Origin of the sequence: Promicromonospora sp. NPDC090134 (assembly GCF_044746965.1) — a bacterium.
GTDB lineage: Bacteria > Actinomycetota > Actinomycetes > Actinomycetales > Cellulomonadaceae > Promicromonospora.
In genome coordinates this window covers 300,108-312,880 of sequence record NZ_JBIVCZ010000004.1, presented here as the reverse complement: position 1 = coordinate 312,880, position 12,773 = coordinate 300,108, and the positions used below count along the sequence as shown (strand labels likewise).

General features: G+C 71.6%; 16 protein-coding genes. 9 read left to right on the top strand and 7 right to left on the bottom strand.

What is annotated here, in order from left to right; genetic code table 11:
* Positions 1-16 precede the first annotated feature (16 nt).
* Positions 17-418, top strand: coding sequence for a squamosa promoter-binding protein 15 (locus ACIPN7_RS13745; RefSeq protein ID WP_400542728.1), 402 nt, complete (start codon positions 17-19; stop codon positions 416-418).
* A gap of 13 nt (positions 419-431) precedes the next feature.
* On the opposite strand, the gene ACIPN7_RS13740 is transcribed toward ACIPN7_RS13745, so the two are convergent.
* Both ACIPN7_RS13740 and ACIPN7_RS13735 read right to left on the bottom strand, forming a co-directional pair.
* On the bottom strand, positions 432-989 hold the full coding sequence (locus tag ACIPN7_RS13740; RefSeq protein ID WP_400542725.1) for a hypothetical protein: 558 nt from the start codon (positions 987-989) through the stop codon (positions 432-434).
* 43 nt (positions 990-1,032) lie between these two features.
* The gene (locus ACIPN7_RS13735; RefSeq protein WP_400542722.1) at positions 1,033-1,545 is read right to left on the bottom strand and encodes a GNAT family N-acetyltransferase; all 513 of its coding nucleotides are present in this window, start codon (positions 1,543-1,545) and stop codon (positions 1,033-1,035) included.
* Between the two features lie 130 nt (positions 1,546-1,675).
* Between ACIPN7_RS13735 and ACIPN7_RS13730 the strand changes: the two genes are divergently transcribed.
* Positions 1,676-2,269: a pyridoxamine 5'-phosphate oxidase family protein gene (locus ACIPN7_RS13730; RefSeq protein ID WP_400542719.1), complete on the top strand. Its 594-nt coding sequence runs from the start codon at positions 1,676-1,678 to the stop codon at positions 2,267-2,269.
* Position 2,270: 1 nt separating this feature from the next.
* Here the strand turns inward: ACIPN7_RS13730 and ACIPN7_RS13725 are convergent, their stop codons facing one another.
* A complete protein-coding gene (locus tag ACIPN7_RS13725) occupies positions 2,271-3,644 on the bottom strand; it encodes a glutamate decarboxylase (RefSeq protein ID WP_400542717.1) in 1,374 nt (457 codons plus the stop codon).
* 87 nt (positions 3,645-3,731) lie between these two features.
* Positions 3,732-4,619: a hypothetical protein gene (locus ACIPN7_RS13720; protein ID WP_400542715.1), complete on the bottom strand. Its 888-nt coding sequence runs from the start codon at positions 4,617-4,619 to the stop codon at positions 3,732-3,734.
* 72 nt (positions 4,620-4,691) lie between these two features.
* Here ACIPN7_RS13720 and ACIPN7_RS13715 point away from each other — a divergent pair, with 72 nt between their 5' ends.
* The 4 genes from ACIPN7_RS13715 (at position 4,692) to ACIPN7_RS13700 (ending at position 7,451) form a co-directional block, all read left to right on the top strand.
* Complete coding sequence (locus tag ACIPN7_RS13715; RefSeq protein WP_400542712.1) at positions 4,692-5,519, top strand: inositol monophosphatase family protein; 828 nt, start codon at positions 4,692-4,694, stop codon at positions 5,517-5,519.
* 97 nt (positions 5,520-5,616) lie between these two features.
* The gene (locus ACIPN7_RS13710; RefSeq protein WP_400542709.1) at positions 5,617-6,279 is read left to right on the top strand and encodes a histidine phosphatase family protein; all 663 of its coding nucleotides are present in this window, start codon (positions 5,617-5,619) and stop codon (positions 6,277-6,279) included.
* A 99-nt stretch (positions 6,280-6,378) separates the two neighbouring features.
* Positions 6,379-6,723 carry an ArsR/SmtB family transcription factor gene (locus ACIPN7_RS13705; RefSeq protein ID WP_400542706.1) on the top strand — a complete coding sequence of 115 codons (345 nt, stop codon included), beginning with the start codon at positions 6,379-6,381 and terminating at the stop codon, positions 6,721-6,723.
* Positions 6,720-7,451: a cation transporter gene (locus tag ACIPN7_RS13700; RefSeq protein ID WP_400542703.1), complete on the top strand. Its 732-nt coding sequence runs from the start codon at positions 6,720-6,722 to the stop codon at positions 7,449-7,451. Before ACIPN7_RS13705 ends, ACIPN7_RS13700 begins: the two co-directional genes overlap by 4 nt.
* Here ACIPN7_RS13700 and ACIPN7_RS13695 read toward each other — a convergent pair.
* Positions 7,448-9,562, bottom strand: coding sequence for a HelD family protein (locus ACIPN7_RS13695; protein WP_400542700.1), 2,115 nt, complete (start codon positions 9,560-9,562; stop codon positions 7,448-7,450). The two genes, ACIPN7_RS13700 and ACIPN7_RS13695, sit on opposite strands and share 4 nt — an antisense overlap.
* 250 nt (positions 9,563-9,812) lie before the next feature.
* Here ACIPN7_RS13695 and ACIPN7_RS13690 point away from each other — a divergent pair, with 250 nt between their 5' ends.
* The gene (locus ACIPN7_RS13690) at positions 9,813-10,169 is read left to right on the top strand and encodes a DUF3467 domain-containing protein (RefSeq protein WP_036968624.1); all 357 of its coding nucleotides are present in this window, start codon (positions 9,813-9,815) and stop codon (positions 10,167-10,169) included.
* A 269-nt stretch (positions 10,170-10,438) separates the two neighbouring features.
* Entirely contained in the window at positions 10,439-10,807 is a 369-nt protein-coding gene (locus ACIPN7_RS13685; protein WP_397397297.1) for an STAS domain-containing protein, read from the top strand.
* 31 nt (positions 10,808-10,838) lie between these two features.
* Here the strand turns inward: ACIPN7_RS13685 and ppgK are convergent, their stop codons facing one another.
* Positions 10,839-11,585 (bottom strand): polyphosphate--glucose phosphotransferase, encoded by a 747-nt coding sequence (ppgK, locus tag ACIPN7_RS13680; protein WP_285104252.1) that lies wholly within the window; start codon positions 11,583-11,585, stop codon positions 10,839-10,841.
* Positions 11,586-11,599: 14 nt separating this feature from the next.
* Between ppgK and ACIPN7_RS13675 the strand changes: the two genes are divergently transcribed.
* On the top strand, positions 11,600-11,785 hold the full coding sequence (locus tag ACIPN7_RS13675) for an SPOR domain-containing protein (RefSeq protein WP_377227296.1): 186 nt from the start codon (positions 11,600-11,602) through the stop codon (positions 11,783-11,785).
* A 70-nt stretch (positions 11,786-11,855) separates the two neighbouring features.
* Here ACIPN7_RS13675 and panB read toward each other — a convergent pair whose 3' ends face one another.
* A complete protein-coding gene (gene panB / locus ACIPN7_RS13670) occupies positions 11,856-12,686 on the bottom strand; it encodes a 3-methyl-2-oxobutanoate hydroxymethyltransferase (protein WP_400542695.1) in 831 nt (276 codons plus the stop codon).
* Between the last annotated feature and the right edge of the window lie 87 nt (positions 12,687-12,773).

Genomic DNA, 12,773 nt, shown 5'->3' with positions numbered 1-12,773 from the left:
CGGTACAAGGGCGGATATGAGCTGGGTGGCGAACGTGATGATCTCGGTGGACACGACCGACAACGAGAACGTCGAGACGTTGAGCGAGTGGCTGCGAACAGCGGCTCCGCACCGGACGGGCACCGGGGCGACCGGAGTGGGGTATCTCAGCTTGCTCTCCGAGCCCGGCATTCCCGGGTGGGGCGGGTGGAAGGCGCGCGAGTGCGAGGTATGGGCAGGCGCCTTGAACCACGCTGATCTCGATGCACTCCGGCAGCGCTTCTTCGCGACGCCGTGGCGTGAGCCGAACGAGGTGCAACTGCTCGTGATGGACCAGGAAGAGAGTTTCTTCCGGTTGTGGATGATCCGCGATGGAGAGCTGCGACAGTTCGCGCCCCTGGTCCCGAGCGAAGAGGAGGACGGCTTCTACCGGGGCTGACGGTACGGAAAGGTCAGCCGCTGAAGAAGCCGATCATGGCCTGCTCGCTGTCGGCCATCCGCTGGTAGAAGGTCCGCAGCTCGACGTGGAGGGTATCGATCAGCTCCCAGAACTGGTCGACGGTTCCCGGCTGGGTCGTGCCGACGGCCTGGTAACCCTCCACGGGTGTCCAGGTGCCCACCTTGTCGAGGTTGTCCCGGGCGAAGGCGTCCAGCTCTTCGCGTACGTCCTTGGCGGGAACCGAAAGAGTGGCCGCGAGCGCGGCAACCTTGTTCGGCGACGTGAAGAAGTAGTCCGAGTACTCACCCTCGCCGTACTCGATCTGTTCGTCGGCGAACCAGGAGTACGGATCGATCCTGTACGCCGCCTCGAGGTACGGGTTGATCAAGTTCGCATCCAGTTGCTGAAACTGCAGCATGTAGAAGCTGCGCGGATCGTGGGTCGGCGCCGCCTCACCCTGACCCCAGGCCCAGAACGGCTCGCTCCGCTCTCTGGTGTACTCGTCGAGCCACTCGCCTGTCCGCTGAACGACGGCGGGGTCGACAGGAAACATGGAGAAGGAGATGCCCATGACCCGGGATCGTAGGGCCGACCACTGACACGCCTCCGGCGGGTCAGAGCTCCGTCGTCAGGAACAGCGAGTCACCGTGCACGGCGTCCTTCTCCACACGGCCGGACTCCACGAACCCGACCTTCGCCAGCACCCGCAGCGACGCGACGTTCCAGTCGCGCACCGTGGCCCACAGCCGCCGGTAGCCCGACTCCCGCGCCCAGCCGAGCACCGCCCCTGCTGCCTCGGTCGCGTACCCCTGACCCCAGGCGCGGCGCAGCAGCTCGTACGCCAGCTCCGGCTCGTCCTCCTGCCCGTGCTTGTTCGCCATCAGCCCGCAGTACCCGATGACGTCCCCGGTCGCCTTGCCCTCCAGCGCCGGCAGCCCGAGGGAGCCGGGCGGGGCACCGTCGCGGATCCAACCCTCGACGTCCTCGACGGTGGGGTGGCCGTCGGCGCGGATCCGCCGGTGCGGCGGCACCCGCGGGTCGCGCTCGGTCCACATCTCGTGCTGGACGGCGGCCTCGGACACGCGCCACGGCCGCAGCAGCAGGCGGTCGGTCTCCAGCACGAACATGCCATCGACCCTATCCGGCAGACCGGTCGTCGGCCGGTTCGCGCGACTCCGCGGGCGCACGTCCCGAACGCACCCGACGACCCCTGGACGCACCAGCAGGAGCGACGCCCCGCGTGGGAGCATGCGGGGCATGAAGCTGCACGAACGCATCGAAGGCCGGCTGCGCGAGTTCGTCGACCGGCAGCCCATGTTCTTCGTGGCGACGGCGCCCCTGGCCGCGGACGGCCACGTCAACCTCTCGCCCCGTGGCGTCCCCGGCACCTTCGGCGTGCTCGACGACCACACGTTCGCCTGGCTCGACGCCACCGGCAGCGGCAGCGAGACCATCGCGCACCTGCGGGAGAACGGCCGGGTCACCATCATGTTCTGCGCCTTCGACGGCCCGCCGAACATCGTCCGGCTGCACGGCACCGGCCGCGTCGTGACCCGGTACGACGACGGCTACGCGGCGCTCGCGGACGGCTTCGTCAACGTGCCCGGCGCCCGCGCGGTCATCGTCGTCGACGTCGACCGGGTCTCCGACAGCTGCGGCTGGGGCGTGCCACTCATGGCGTACGAGGGCGAGCGGGACCTGATGGGTCCCTACTTCGAACGCAAGGGCGAGGCCGGCCAGCAGGAGTACCGGCGCCGCAAGAACCTGACGAGCATCGACGGCCTGCGGGCCTATGACGACGACCCGGCCGACGACCTGACCGACGCCCCGGCCGCCGACCCCGCCCCGTGAGTCAGTAACCGGTACCGGTCTTGGCCTGCTGGCGCTCGATCGGGTGCGCGCCGCCCTTGAGGTCCAGGGTCGTGCAGGCGTCCTCGATGTCCTGGGTCAGCCGGTCGACCTTGGCCCTGCTCATCGTCTCCTTGACCAGGGCGCGGAGGATCTTCACGTCCTGCGCGTCCGGCGGCAGCGTGTACGCCGGCACCATCCAGCCGCGCTCCGCCGAGAGCTGCCAGGCGATGTCCGACTCGTCGTACCCCAGGTCGTCGCCCGCCAGGCGGAAGGCGACCAGCGGGAGCTGCTCCAGGTCGTCGCCGATCACCTCGAACCGCCCCGTCTCGCGCAGGTTCGCCGCGAGCACCCGGGCGTTCTGCTGCATCTGCTTCATCACGTAGGTGTAGCCCTCACGGCCGAGCCGCACGAAGTTGTAGTACTGGGCCAGCACCATCGCCGCGCCGGTCGAGAAGTTGAGCGTGAAGGTCGCATCCGTCTTGCCCAGGTAGTTCTCGTAGAACACGAGGTCCTTCGCGAGGTCCGACGTCTCGCGGAAGATCAGCCAGCCGATCCCGGGGTAGACGAGGCCGTACTTGTGGCCCGACACGTTGATGGACCGGACCTGCTCCAGCCGGAAGTCCCACAGCGAGTCGGGGTAGAGGAAGGGCCAGACGAAGCCGCCGCTCGCGCCGTCGACGTGCAGCGGGATGTCGAGCCCGCGCTCCGCCTTGACGTCCAGGAGCAGCCGGTTGATGCCCACGATGTCGTCCATGTGCCCCGTGAAGGTGGTGCCGAGCACCGCGGCCACGCCGATCGTGTTCTCGTCGAGGTACGGGGCCACGTCGTCCGGCCCGATCGTGTACTTGTCCTTCGCCAGCGGGATGATCCGGGGCTCGACGTCGAAGTAGCGGCAGAACTTCTCCCAGACCACGTGCACGTCGCCGCCGAAGACCAGGTTGGGGCGGTCGACCGGCTGCCCGGCCGCCTCGCGGCGCTCCTTCCACTTCCATTTCAACGAGAGCGCACCGAGCATGATCGCCTCCGACGACCCCTGGGTGCGGCACCCGGTGGTCTCCCCGGGGGCGTGGAAGAGGTCCGCGAGCATCCGCACGCACCGCTGCTCGATCTCCGCGGAGATCGGGTACTCGGCGTGGTCGATGAAGTTGCGGTGCAGGTTCTCGGCGATGATCCGCTGCGCCTCGGGCTCCATCCAGGTCGTGACGAAGGTCGCCAGGTTGCGCATCGGATCGCCCTCGAGCGCCAGGTCCTCGTCCAGCATCCGCATGCTGTCGGTGGGACTCATCCCCGTGGCCGGGAACACCACGGAGGGTGTCTCCTCGGTGAGGAATCGGTTGCCGTAGAGCGCCGTCGTCCGCTCGTCGCGCGTGGCCATGTTTTCGAGTCAAGCACGGCGTTCCGGCACCGTCGACCCGAGGCCGGGCGAACTTGGGTCCGGCGCTCGCGGTGCCAGTTCACGGCGTCAGCGGTCCGGGCGTTCCGCGAGCTGCAGCGCCCCGCCGACGACGAAGCAGACCGCCCCGGCGAACGTGCCCCAGTTGACCATGCCCAGGTCGACCACGGTCGATGTGGCCGGCCGGGTGAACGCCGCGAGCCCGGCGAGGAAGAAGAGGGCCGAGCCGAGCTGGTTGACCGCCACCACCCACCAGCCGAGATCGTGGGGCCGGACGCCGATGTGGCCGTGGCCGACCTCGACCAGGGCCAGGTGGCCCGAGACGAGGAAGCAGACGCAGCCCACGATGTCCGGGAACCAGATCCAGCCGTTGGACTGCCGGGCCGTCAGGTCGGACGCGAACGCGGCGACCAGGCTGACCCCGAAGAACAGGGTTCCGGCGAACAGCACCGCCACGCTGAGCCAGCCGATCTGCCGGGGCCGCCAGGCCCACCACCGCCACGTCGTGGTGCGCAGCGTGCCCTGCTCGTCGATGTCCATGGGCATGTTGGACGCCTGCACCACCGAGACGTAGCCGCCGGCGCTGAAGAACAGCCCGCCGACGAGGTAGACCATGTCGACGGCCCGGACGCTGCCGACGCCGAGCTGCGCCAGGAGGGGGCCGAGGGCGAACAGCGAGCCGCCGATCATGAAGGCGATGCCCGCGGCGAGGTTCGCCCGGGCCAGCCGGGTCGCGGTCGCGGTGTCCGCGCCGACGACGCGGGTCACCCTCCCGTCGGCGTCCCGGATCTCGACCCGGCCGCGGCGGCGGGCAGCGCGTGACGCCCAGCGGACCGACGAACCGTCGACGAGGTGCCAGGTCATCCGGGTGACGAACCCGCCCGAACGCTCGACCCGGCCCAGCGCCCATCGCGCCGGACGGGCGATCCGCAGGCCGTGCGGCGCGTCGTCACCCACCCTCCGAAATTAGCACCGGCCGGAAAGGAACGCGGGGCCTAGCGCGCCGGCCCGGCCGCTACGCTCCGCGACATGGCCACCCCGTCCGCGAGCCCTGACCACCCGACCCTCGACGACGCCGGTGTCGCGACCGCCGCGGCCCAGGCCGGCGCACACGTGGTGCGCTCCCTGTACGGCCGGTCGCTCGCCCGGGTCGACAAGGGCGGCGGGGACTTCGCCACGGCCGCCGACGTCGAGGCCGAACATGCGATCCTCGGCGTCCTGCGGTCCGCGCGGCCCGACGACGCGGTGCTCGGCGAGGAGAGCGGGCAGCACGGCACCGCCGGGTCCGCGCGTCGCTGGCTGGTCGATCCGTTGTGCGGAACGCTGAACTACGCCGTCGGCAGCATGCTGGTGGCGGTGAACGTGGCGCTGTGTGACGGGGCGCTGCGCGACGGGGCAGCGGCTGTGGCCGACCCGTTCAGCGGCGAGGTGTTCGTCACCGACGGCGAGGCCGCCTGGGTGCTGCGGGACGGCGTCACCGAGCCGTTGGTGCCGACGTCGGCCACCCGGCTGGTGGACGTCAACCTGGACCCGCCCTTCCCGAGCGCGCCCGGCTTCCGCGCCGTGGACCTGCTGGCCCATCCCGGCTTCGTGGAACGGTTCCGGCCGCGTGTCGTGTCCACGACCCTGGCGCTGACCTGGGTCGCGGCGGGCAAGCGCGCCGCGTACGTCACCGACGGCGCAGACCTCGCCGGGTCGGTGCACTTCGCCGCCGGCATCGCGCTCTGCCGGGCCGCCGGCTGCGTGGTCACCGGGATCGACGGCGACCCGGTCGGGCCCGCGAGCCGCGGGCTCGTCGTGGCCGCCGACGCCGGGACCCACCGGCTGCTGATGTCGGTGATCGGCGGCGAGGCCTGAGCCGGCCCTGCCGGATGCCGGGAGGCCAGGACGTCGGACGCCGGACGTCGGACGCCGGGGTGCGGGCCGGACCCGCCCGGTCGGGGAGAATGCGCCCATGCGACTTCTGCTGCTGCGCCACGGACAGACCCCCTCGAACGTGGAAGGCCTGCTCGACACGGCACACCCCGGACCGGGCCTGACCCAGCTCGGCGAGCGGCAGGCCGCCGCGGTCCCCGCGGCGCTGCGCGACCGCCAGATCGACGCGATCGCCGTCTCCTCGCTGGTGCGGACGTCGCTCACCGCGGCGCCGCTCGCCCAGGAGCGCGGGATCGAGCCGCAGGTGCTGGACGGACTGCGCGAGATCGATGCCGGCGAGCTCGAGATGGCCGGCGCGCACGAGGCGCACCTGCGCTACCTCGACACGGTCTTCGGCTGGGCCCGCGGCGACGTCGGCCGCGCGATGCCCGGCGGCCCCGACGGCCGCGCGTTCCTCAGCCGGTACGACGACGCCGTCGCGCAGCTCGCCGCCCAGGGGCTCGAGAGCGTCCTGGTGGTCTCGCACGGCGCCGCGATCCGCGCGTGGGCGGCGGCGCGCGCGACGGACGTCGACGTCGACCATGCCGAGCGGACGCCGCTGGCGAACACCGGGCTGGTGGAGGTCGAGGGCGACCCCGTCGGCGGCTGGCGCGTGACGTCCTGGAACGCCGAACCCGTGGGCGGGGCCGAGCTGGCTCCGCTGGTGGGGGAGGACCCGACGGGGGAGGCCGTCGAGCCGTAGGCCGTTCCCGCCGAGGGGCGCGCCACCGATCACCGACGACCGCGCCGGACTCTCGATACAGCGTTCCGTGAATACACGATACCGTGTACTGTCGCGTCCATGACCGAGACGATCGCCGGGTCGGTGACCCTGACGCACACCGCCGCCCTGGCGCGGCTGGGGCACGCGCTGTCCGACGAGACCCGTACCCGCATCCTGCTCGCGCTGCGGGAGGCGCCGGCTTACCCGTCCGACCTCGCCGACGCGCTGGGCGTGTCCCGGCAGGTGATGTCCAACCAGCTCGCCTGCCTGCGCGGCTGCGGGCTGGTCGAGTCCGTCAAGGACGGTCGGCGCGCCTGGTACCGGCTCGCGGACACCCGGCTCGCGCCCGCGCTGGGCGACCTGCTCGGCCTGGTGCTGGCGGTCGACCCGGCCTGCTGCGGCCCCGACTGCACGTGCGCATGACCGCGCTCCCCGCGCCCCGGCCCCTGCCCGTGCCGCTGAGCGCGGCCCGGCGTGCCGTGCTGGCCCGCCGCATCCGCTGGGTCGTGGCGGCCACGATCACCTACAACGTGATCGAGGCGGTGGTGGCCCTGACCGCCGGGCGCATCGCCTCCTCCAGCGCGCTGATCGGGTTCGGCCTGGACTCCGTGGTCGAGGTGCTCTCGGCGGCCGCGGTCGCCTGGCAGTTCGCGGGCCGGGACCCGGAGGCCCGCGAGAAGGTCGCCCTGCGCCTGATCGCCTTCTCCTTCTTCGGGCTGGCCGCGTTCGTCACCGTCGACGCCGCGCGCGCCCTGCTCGGCGCCACCTCGCCCGAGCACTCCACGGTCGGCATCGTCCTGGCCGCCGTCAGCCTGCTGGTCATGCCGGGGCTGTCCTGGTTCGAGCGCCGCACGGGGCGTGAGCTCGGCTCCGCCTCCGCCGTGGCCGACTCCCGGCAGACCCTGATCTGCTCCTACCTGTCGGCGGCCCTGCTCGCCGGGCTCCTGCTCAACAGCCTGCTCGGCTGGTGGTGGGCCGACCCGGTCGCGGCCGTGGTCATCGCCGGCTTCGCCGTCCGCGAGGGCTGGGAGGCCTGGCACGGCGACCCGTGCTGCACCCCCGTGGCCCAGCTCGTGGGCGACGGCGAGCTCCAGGGCGATCCCCGGGCCGAGCAGGGGTGCGGCGACGACGGCTGCCGCTGCGCGGACTAGCGCCCGACGCCGGCCGCCGCCTCGTCCGTGGCGATGTCCGCAGCCTCGACGCCGAGCTCCGGCGGCAGGTCGCCGTCGTGCCGCACCACCAGTGACGTGACCGCGCGGGTGAGGCAGACGTAGAGGCGGCGCAGGCCCGTGGCGTGGTTCGGCTCGGCCGCGACGATCGCGGCCGGGTCGTGCAGCACCACGTGATCGAACTCCAGACCCTTCGCCAGGGACGCGGGCACCAGGTCCAGGTGGACGTCGAACTCCGAGGAGTCGTCCGGCTCCGCGGCGTCGCCGCCGGCGCCCTCCTGCTCGCCCACGACGGCGAAGGTGAGCCCGACGGCGGCCAGCGTCGCGCGGACGTCCGGCACGGCGGCGTCGGGCACGATGAGGCCCACCGAACCCTCCAGGTCGGAGATGCCGACGCCCACCAGCACGTCGTCGAGCGGCTCCGTGGTGAACCTGAGCCGGCCGCGGGTGCGCCGGACCGCGGTGGGCGGCTCCAGGCCGGGCGCGATGCTCGGCAGGAGCCGGGCCGCGAGCTCGATCACGTCGGCGGGCACGCGGAAGCCGGCCGTGAGCTGTTCCACGTACCCGTCGGGCTTGGCCAGGTGGCGCAGGACGTCCGCCCAGTCGCGCGCCGCCCAGGGCGTCGTGGCCTGGGCCAGGTCGCCGAGCACGGTGAGCGATCCGGTGGCGGCGCGCCGGCCGAGGGAGCGCAGCATCATCGCGGACAGGTCCTGCGCCTCGTCGACCACGATGTGCGCCACCGACGTGGTCCGGTCCAGCAGGTCGGCGATCTCGTCGAGCAGCACGAGGTCCGCCGTCGTCCAGCGGGCGGAGCCGGCGGTCCGGGGCGGCCGGGCCCAGGTCAGGAGCGCCTGCTCGGCGTCGGACAGGATGTCCTCGGCGCACTCCGCGAGGAACTCCGGGTCGGAGTACAGGCGGAACAGCAGCTTGCGCGGGTCCACCGCGGGCCAGACGGCCGCCGCGTAGTCGCGGACGGGCTTGGTCCGGGCCAGCACGTCCCAGGCCTTGTCGTCGAGCGCGTCGCCGGTCTCCTCGATCTGGACGAGCACGCGGTGCGCCAGCGCGTGCCGGAGCTGGGCCGCGCCCAGCGCGTATGGCACACCCCGGCCCATGACCTGCTCCACGGCCTCGCGCGCCTCGTAGGCCGGGACCCGCCAGCGGAACGAGCCGCGCGGCAGCACGAGGGTCTCCTCCGGCGTGGCGACGTGCGACCAGACGGCGCGGCGCAGCACCTCGGCGAGCCGGCCGTCGCCCTTGAGGGTCGCGACGTCGGGGGGATCCGTGGCGCGGACCGGGGCGTGGCCGCTCACGATCTCCTCGATGGTCGCCTGCGTCGCGTGGATCTCGCCCAGGGCGGGCAGCACGTCGCGGATGTACCGCAGGAAGCTCTTGTTCGGCCCGACGACGAGCACGCCGCGGCGGGTGAGCTGGTCGCGGTGCGCGTACAGGAGGTACGCCGCGCGGTGCAGGCCGACCGCCGTCTTTCCCGTGCCGGGCGCGCCCTGGACCACGAGCGTACGTTCGAGCGGCATGCGGACGATGACGTCCTGCTCGGGCTGGATCGTCGCGACGATGTCGCGCATGGGGCCGGAGCGCGGGCGCTCGATCTCGGCCTCGAGGATCTCGGAGTGCGCGGCGCCGTCGCCGCCCTGCTCGCCCTGTGCACCCAGGCCGGCGCGGGTCAGGGACTCGTCCTCGAACGCCGTCAGGTGGCCGCGGGCGAACCCGTAGCGGCGCCGGGCCGTGATGCCCATCGGCTCCTTGGCCGTGGCCCGGTAGAACGGCGTGCTCACGGGCGCGCGCCAGTCCACGACCATCGGCTCGCCGTCCGGGTCCGACACGTGGCGGCGTCCGATGTGGAAGGTCTCGCCGGCCGCGAGGTCGATGCGGCCGAAGAACAGCGGGATCTCCGGGTCGTCGGTGAGCTGCTCCATCCGGCGCGCGAGCGTGGCCTCCAGGACCTCCGCGCTCACCCAGTCGCCCGCGTAGCTGCCGTCGAGGGCGGCGACCCGGTCGCGCATCCGGCCGAGCTGTGAGCGGGCCTCGGCAAGGAACTCCCGCTCCGTGGCGAGCTCGGACGCGTCGGCGGGCATGGCAGGTCCTCCAGGGTTGGTGAGCAGGGGCTGTGCGCAGGGGCTGTGCGGGCTGTTCGTCGCGCGAGGTGCTCGTCCGAACGGCCGCGTGAGTCTAGTGCCCGGGACCTGAACGTGGCGGCACATTTTCTTGACCAGGTCGGCAGCTCGGCCGGTCAGGAACCATATGTCCTTCGAGTCCGTTTCCACTGTCGCGCCAACCTGCCCCACGGTACGGTCGGTGCACCGCCCGGCCTAACGAGGAGCCTCAGTGTCGTCCGACGAGCTGCCCCAGGAGTTCCAGATCGACGTGCCCGACGAGATGGAGACCGGCGTACCCGCCGACTTCGCCTCGGTGTGGCACACACCGACGTCGTTCATCCTGGACTTCATCGCCGTGAAGCAGCCGCCGAGCCCGGTCTCGGACCCGGAGTCGGGCGAGGTCACGTCGATCACCGTGCCGGGCCGGGTGGTCTCACGCGTGCGCATTCCCCCGCAGCAGGTGTTCGAGCTCGCCAAGGCGCTCACTATGCAGCTGGATGCATGGGAGAAGGAAAGCGCACCGAACGTTCGCAATCCCGGGGCCGCAGAGGGCCCGGACGGCCCAAATCGGTCGTCGGAGAATTGAATCCGGTGAATTTTTTACTTGGACGTATGTCCAACTCGGCAGCTATATGTCCCGGTCTGGCCGGGAGTGTTGTGCTGGTTTGCCCGGAGAAATACCGGGTTATACCAGTGGGGTCCTTGAAATGTAACCCATACTGGCTGTTCCACTTGCGATCTTCACGGATGTAGGCTGCCCGTGATCGCGACGAAGGCGTTGCAATCTCCCAGAGTTGCCCGGGGGGTCGGGCGACCCGTTCCGGCGGCCATGTCGGGGAGCAATGAACAGGGGCGATGCAAGTGAGCAACACCGAATTCGACAACAGGGGGCGCACGGGCGGGATCCTGTTCGAGGAACAGGCTCGCACGAGCGTCGTGAGCATGTGGGGAGAGATCGATGTCTCTTTGCGCGGTGAGTCGAGTGCTGCCATAGCCAACGCCCTCGAGCGGGCCAAGGCGGTGGTCATCGACACGTCCAAGGTGACGTTCATGGACTCGACCGGCGTCGCGTTCCTCATGCAGATGTACACCTACGGGACGCAGGAGGGCCTGACCGTGAGCCTTCCGGAGCCGCCGCCGGTTGTCCGGAACGTCATCGAGATGCTCGGGGTCGACGCGCTCTTCGCGCACCCCGCGCACCGCGGCGCCGCACGGGAGGCCTGACCGCGCCCGGCCCGGAGGCCGGGCGCCCGCCTCAGCGTCCGGCGGCCAGTGCTGCGGCCCCGACGATGCCGGCCGCGTTGCGCAGCTGCGCCGGGACGATCGGCGCCCGCAGGTGCAGGTGCGGCAGATACTTCTCGTGGTGCTTGCTCACGCCGCCCCCCACGACGATGAGGTCGGGGGAGATCAGGTCCTCGACCACCCCGAAGTACCGCTGCAGGCGCTCGGCCCAGTCCTCCCAGGACAGGTCCTCGCGCTCCCGCGCGGAGTCGGCCGCCCGCGACTCGGCGTCGTGCCCGTCGATCTCCAGGTGGCCCAGCTCGGTGTTGGGCACCAGGACGCCGTCGACCACGAGCGCCGACCCGATCCCCGTGCCGAGGGTCGCCACCAGCACCACGCCGTCCGCGTCGCGCGCGGCGCCGTAGCGCACCTCGCCCACGCCCGCCGCGTCGGCGTCGTTCACCGCGACCACGTGGCGCCCCGTCACGCGCTGCACGAGCGCCGGCAGGTCCACGCCGGTCCAGGACTGGTCGAGGTTCGCCATGGAGCGCACCACGCCGTGCTGCATCGGGGCGGGGAAGGCGACGCCGATGGGGACGTCGTCGGGCAGGTGGTAGGTGTCGACGAGCTCCGCGAGCACGTCCGCCACGGCCTGCGGGGTGGACGGTTGGGGCGTGGGGATGCGGGTCCGCTTCTCCGCGTACTCGCCAGCCGTGAGATCGACGGGCGCACCCTTGATCCCCGAACCTCCGATGTCTATGCCGAACGCCAGGTCGCTCATGTCAGGATCGTCTCATGAGCACCGAGGAGCAGTACTGGTACAACACCGAGACCAGGGCGGTCGAAGTGGGACGCCGTTCGTCCTGGTCGCACCTGATGGGTCCCTACAGCACCCGCGCCGAGGCCGAGCGGGCGCTGGAGAGCGCGAGGTCACGCAACGAGTCCTGGGACAAGGAGGACGAGGACTGGCGCAAGAAGTAACCCCTCGTGTCGGACGTACAGGTCACCCGGGTGACCTGTACGTCCGACGGGCGACGCCTGGCACGCGGGGTCACTTCTCGAACGAGTGCTCCGCGTCCGGGAACGAGGAGTCCTTGACCTCGGAGACGTAGTCCTCCGCGGCCTGCTGCAGCGCCGCGCCGAGCTCGGCGTAGCGCCGGGCGAACCGCGGCGACCAGTCGGTCATCCCGGCCATGTCCGTCCACACCAGCACCTGGCCGTCGCAGTGCGGCCCCGCGCCGATGCCGATGGTGGGGATGCGCACGATCTCGGTGATCCGCGCGGCGACGTCGGTGGGCACCATCTCCAGGACGACGGCGACGGCGCCGGCCTCCTCGACGGCCTTCGCGTCGTCGGCCAGTCGCTCGACGGCGTCGTCGCCTCGGCCCTGCACGCGCGGCCCGCCCAGCAGGTTCTCCGACTGCGGCGTGTAGCCGAGGTGCGCGACGACGGGGATCCCGGCGTCGGTGAGCGCCCGGATCTGCGGGGCGGAACGGACGCCGCCCTCCAGCTTGACGGCGTCGGCGCCCGTCTCCTTGAAGATCCGCACCGACGTCTCCAGCGCCTGCTGCGGCCCGGCCTCGTACGAGCCGAACGGCAGGTCGATCACCACGAACGCGCGCTTCGTGGCCCGCGCGACGGCGCGGGCGGCCGGGATCATGTCGTCCACGGTCACGGGGATCGTGCTGGTGTGCCCGTGCATGACGTTCCCGATGGAGTCGCCCACCAGCAGGATGTCCATGCCGGCCGCGTCGAAGATCGCGGCGGTCACCGCGTCGTACGCGGTGAGCATCGCGAGCTTCTCACCCTTGGCCTTGGCCTCGGCCAGATGATGCACGCGGACCCTCTTGGGGCCCTGAGTGGGTGAGGTGTGGGCGGACATGGTCCTCCTGTGGTTCGAACGGCCTCGGTGCCGCTGGAAAGCCTACGACCGGTCGTCCATGCTCGGTACACGCACCTGTAACAGGTT

Coding starts and splice junctions, on each gene's coding strand:
- ACIPN7_RS13745 (WP_400542728.1), top strand. CDS start 17: ATGAGCTGGGTGGCGAACGTGATGATCTCGGTGGACACGACCGACAAC.
- ACIPN7_RS13740 (WP_400542725.1), bottom strand. CDS start 989: ATGGGCATCTCCTTCTCCATGTTTCCTGTCGACCCCGCCGTCGTTCAG.
- ACIPN7_RS13735 (WP_400542722.1), bottom strand. CDS start 1,545: ATGTTCGTGCTGGAGACCGACCGCCTGCTGCTGCGGCCGTGGCGCGTG.
- ACIPN7_RS13730 (WP_400542719.1), top strand. CDS start 1,676: ATGAAGCTGCACGAACGCATCGAAGGCCGGCTGCGCGAGTTCGTCGAC.
- ACIPN7_RS13725 (WP_400542717.1), bottom strand. CDS start 3,644: ATGGCCACGCGCGACGAGCGGACGACGGCGCTCTACGGCAACCGATTC.
- ACIPN7_RS13715 (WP_400542712.1), top strand. CDS start 4,692: ATGGCCACCCCGTCCGCGAGCCCTGACCACCCGACCCTCGACGACGCC.
- ACIPN7_RS13710 (WP_400542709.1), top strand. CDS start 5,617: ATGCGACTTCTGCTGCTGCGCCACGGACAGACCCCCTCGAACGTGGAA.
- ACIPN7_RS13705 (WP_400542706.1), top strand. CDS start 6,379: ATGACCGAGACGATCGCCGGGTCGGTGACCCTGACGCACACCGCCGCC.
- ACIPN7_RS13700 (WP_400542703.1), top strand. CDS start 6,720: ATGACCGCGCTCCCCGCGCCCCGGCCCCTGCCCGTGCCGCTGAGCGCG.
- ACIPN7_RS13695 (WP_400542700.1), bottom strand. CDS start 9,562: ATGCCCGCCGACGCGTCCGAGCTCGCCACGGAGCGGGAGTTCCTTGCC.
- ACIPN7_RS13685 (WP_397397297.1), top strand. CDS start 10,439: ATGCAAGTGAGCAACACCGAATTCGACAACAGGGGGCGCACGGGCGGG.
- ppgK (WP_285104252.1), bottom strand. CDS start 11,585: ATGAGCGACCTGGCGTTCGGCATAGACATCGGAGGTTCGGGGATCAAG.
- ACIPN7_RS13675 (WP_377227296.1), top strand. CDS start 11,600: ATGAGCACCGAGGAGCAGTACTGGTACAACACCGAGACCAGGGCGGTC.
- panB (WP_400542695.1), bottom strand. CDS start 12,686: ATGTCCGCCCACACCTCACCCACTCAGGGCCCCAAGAGGGTCCGCGTG.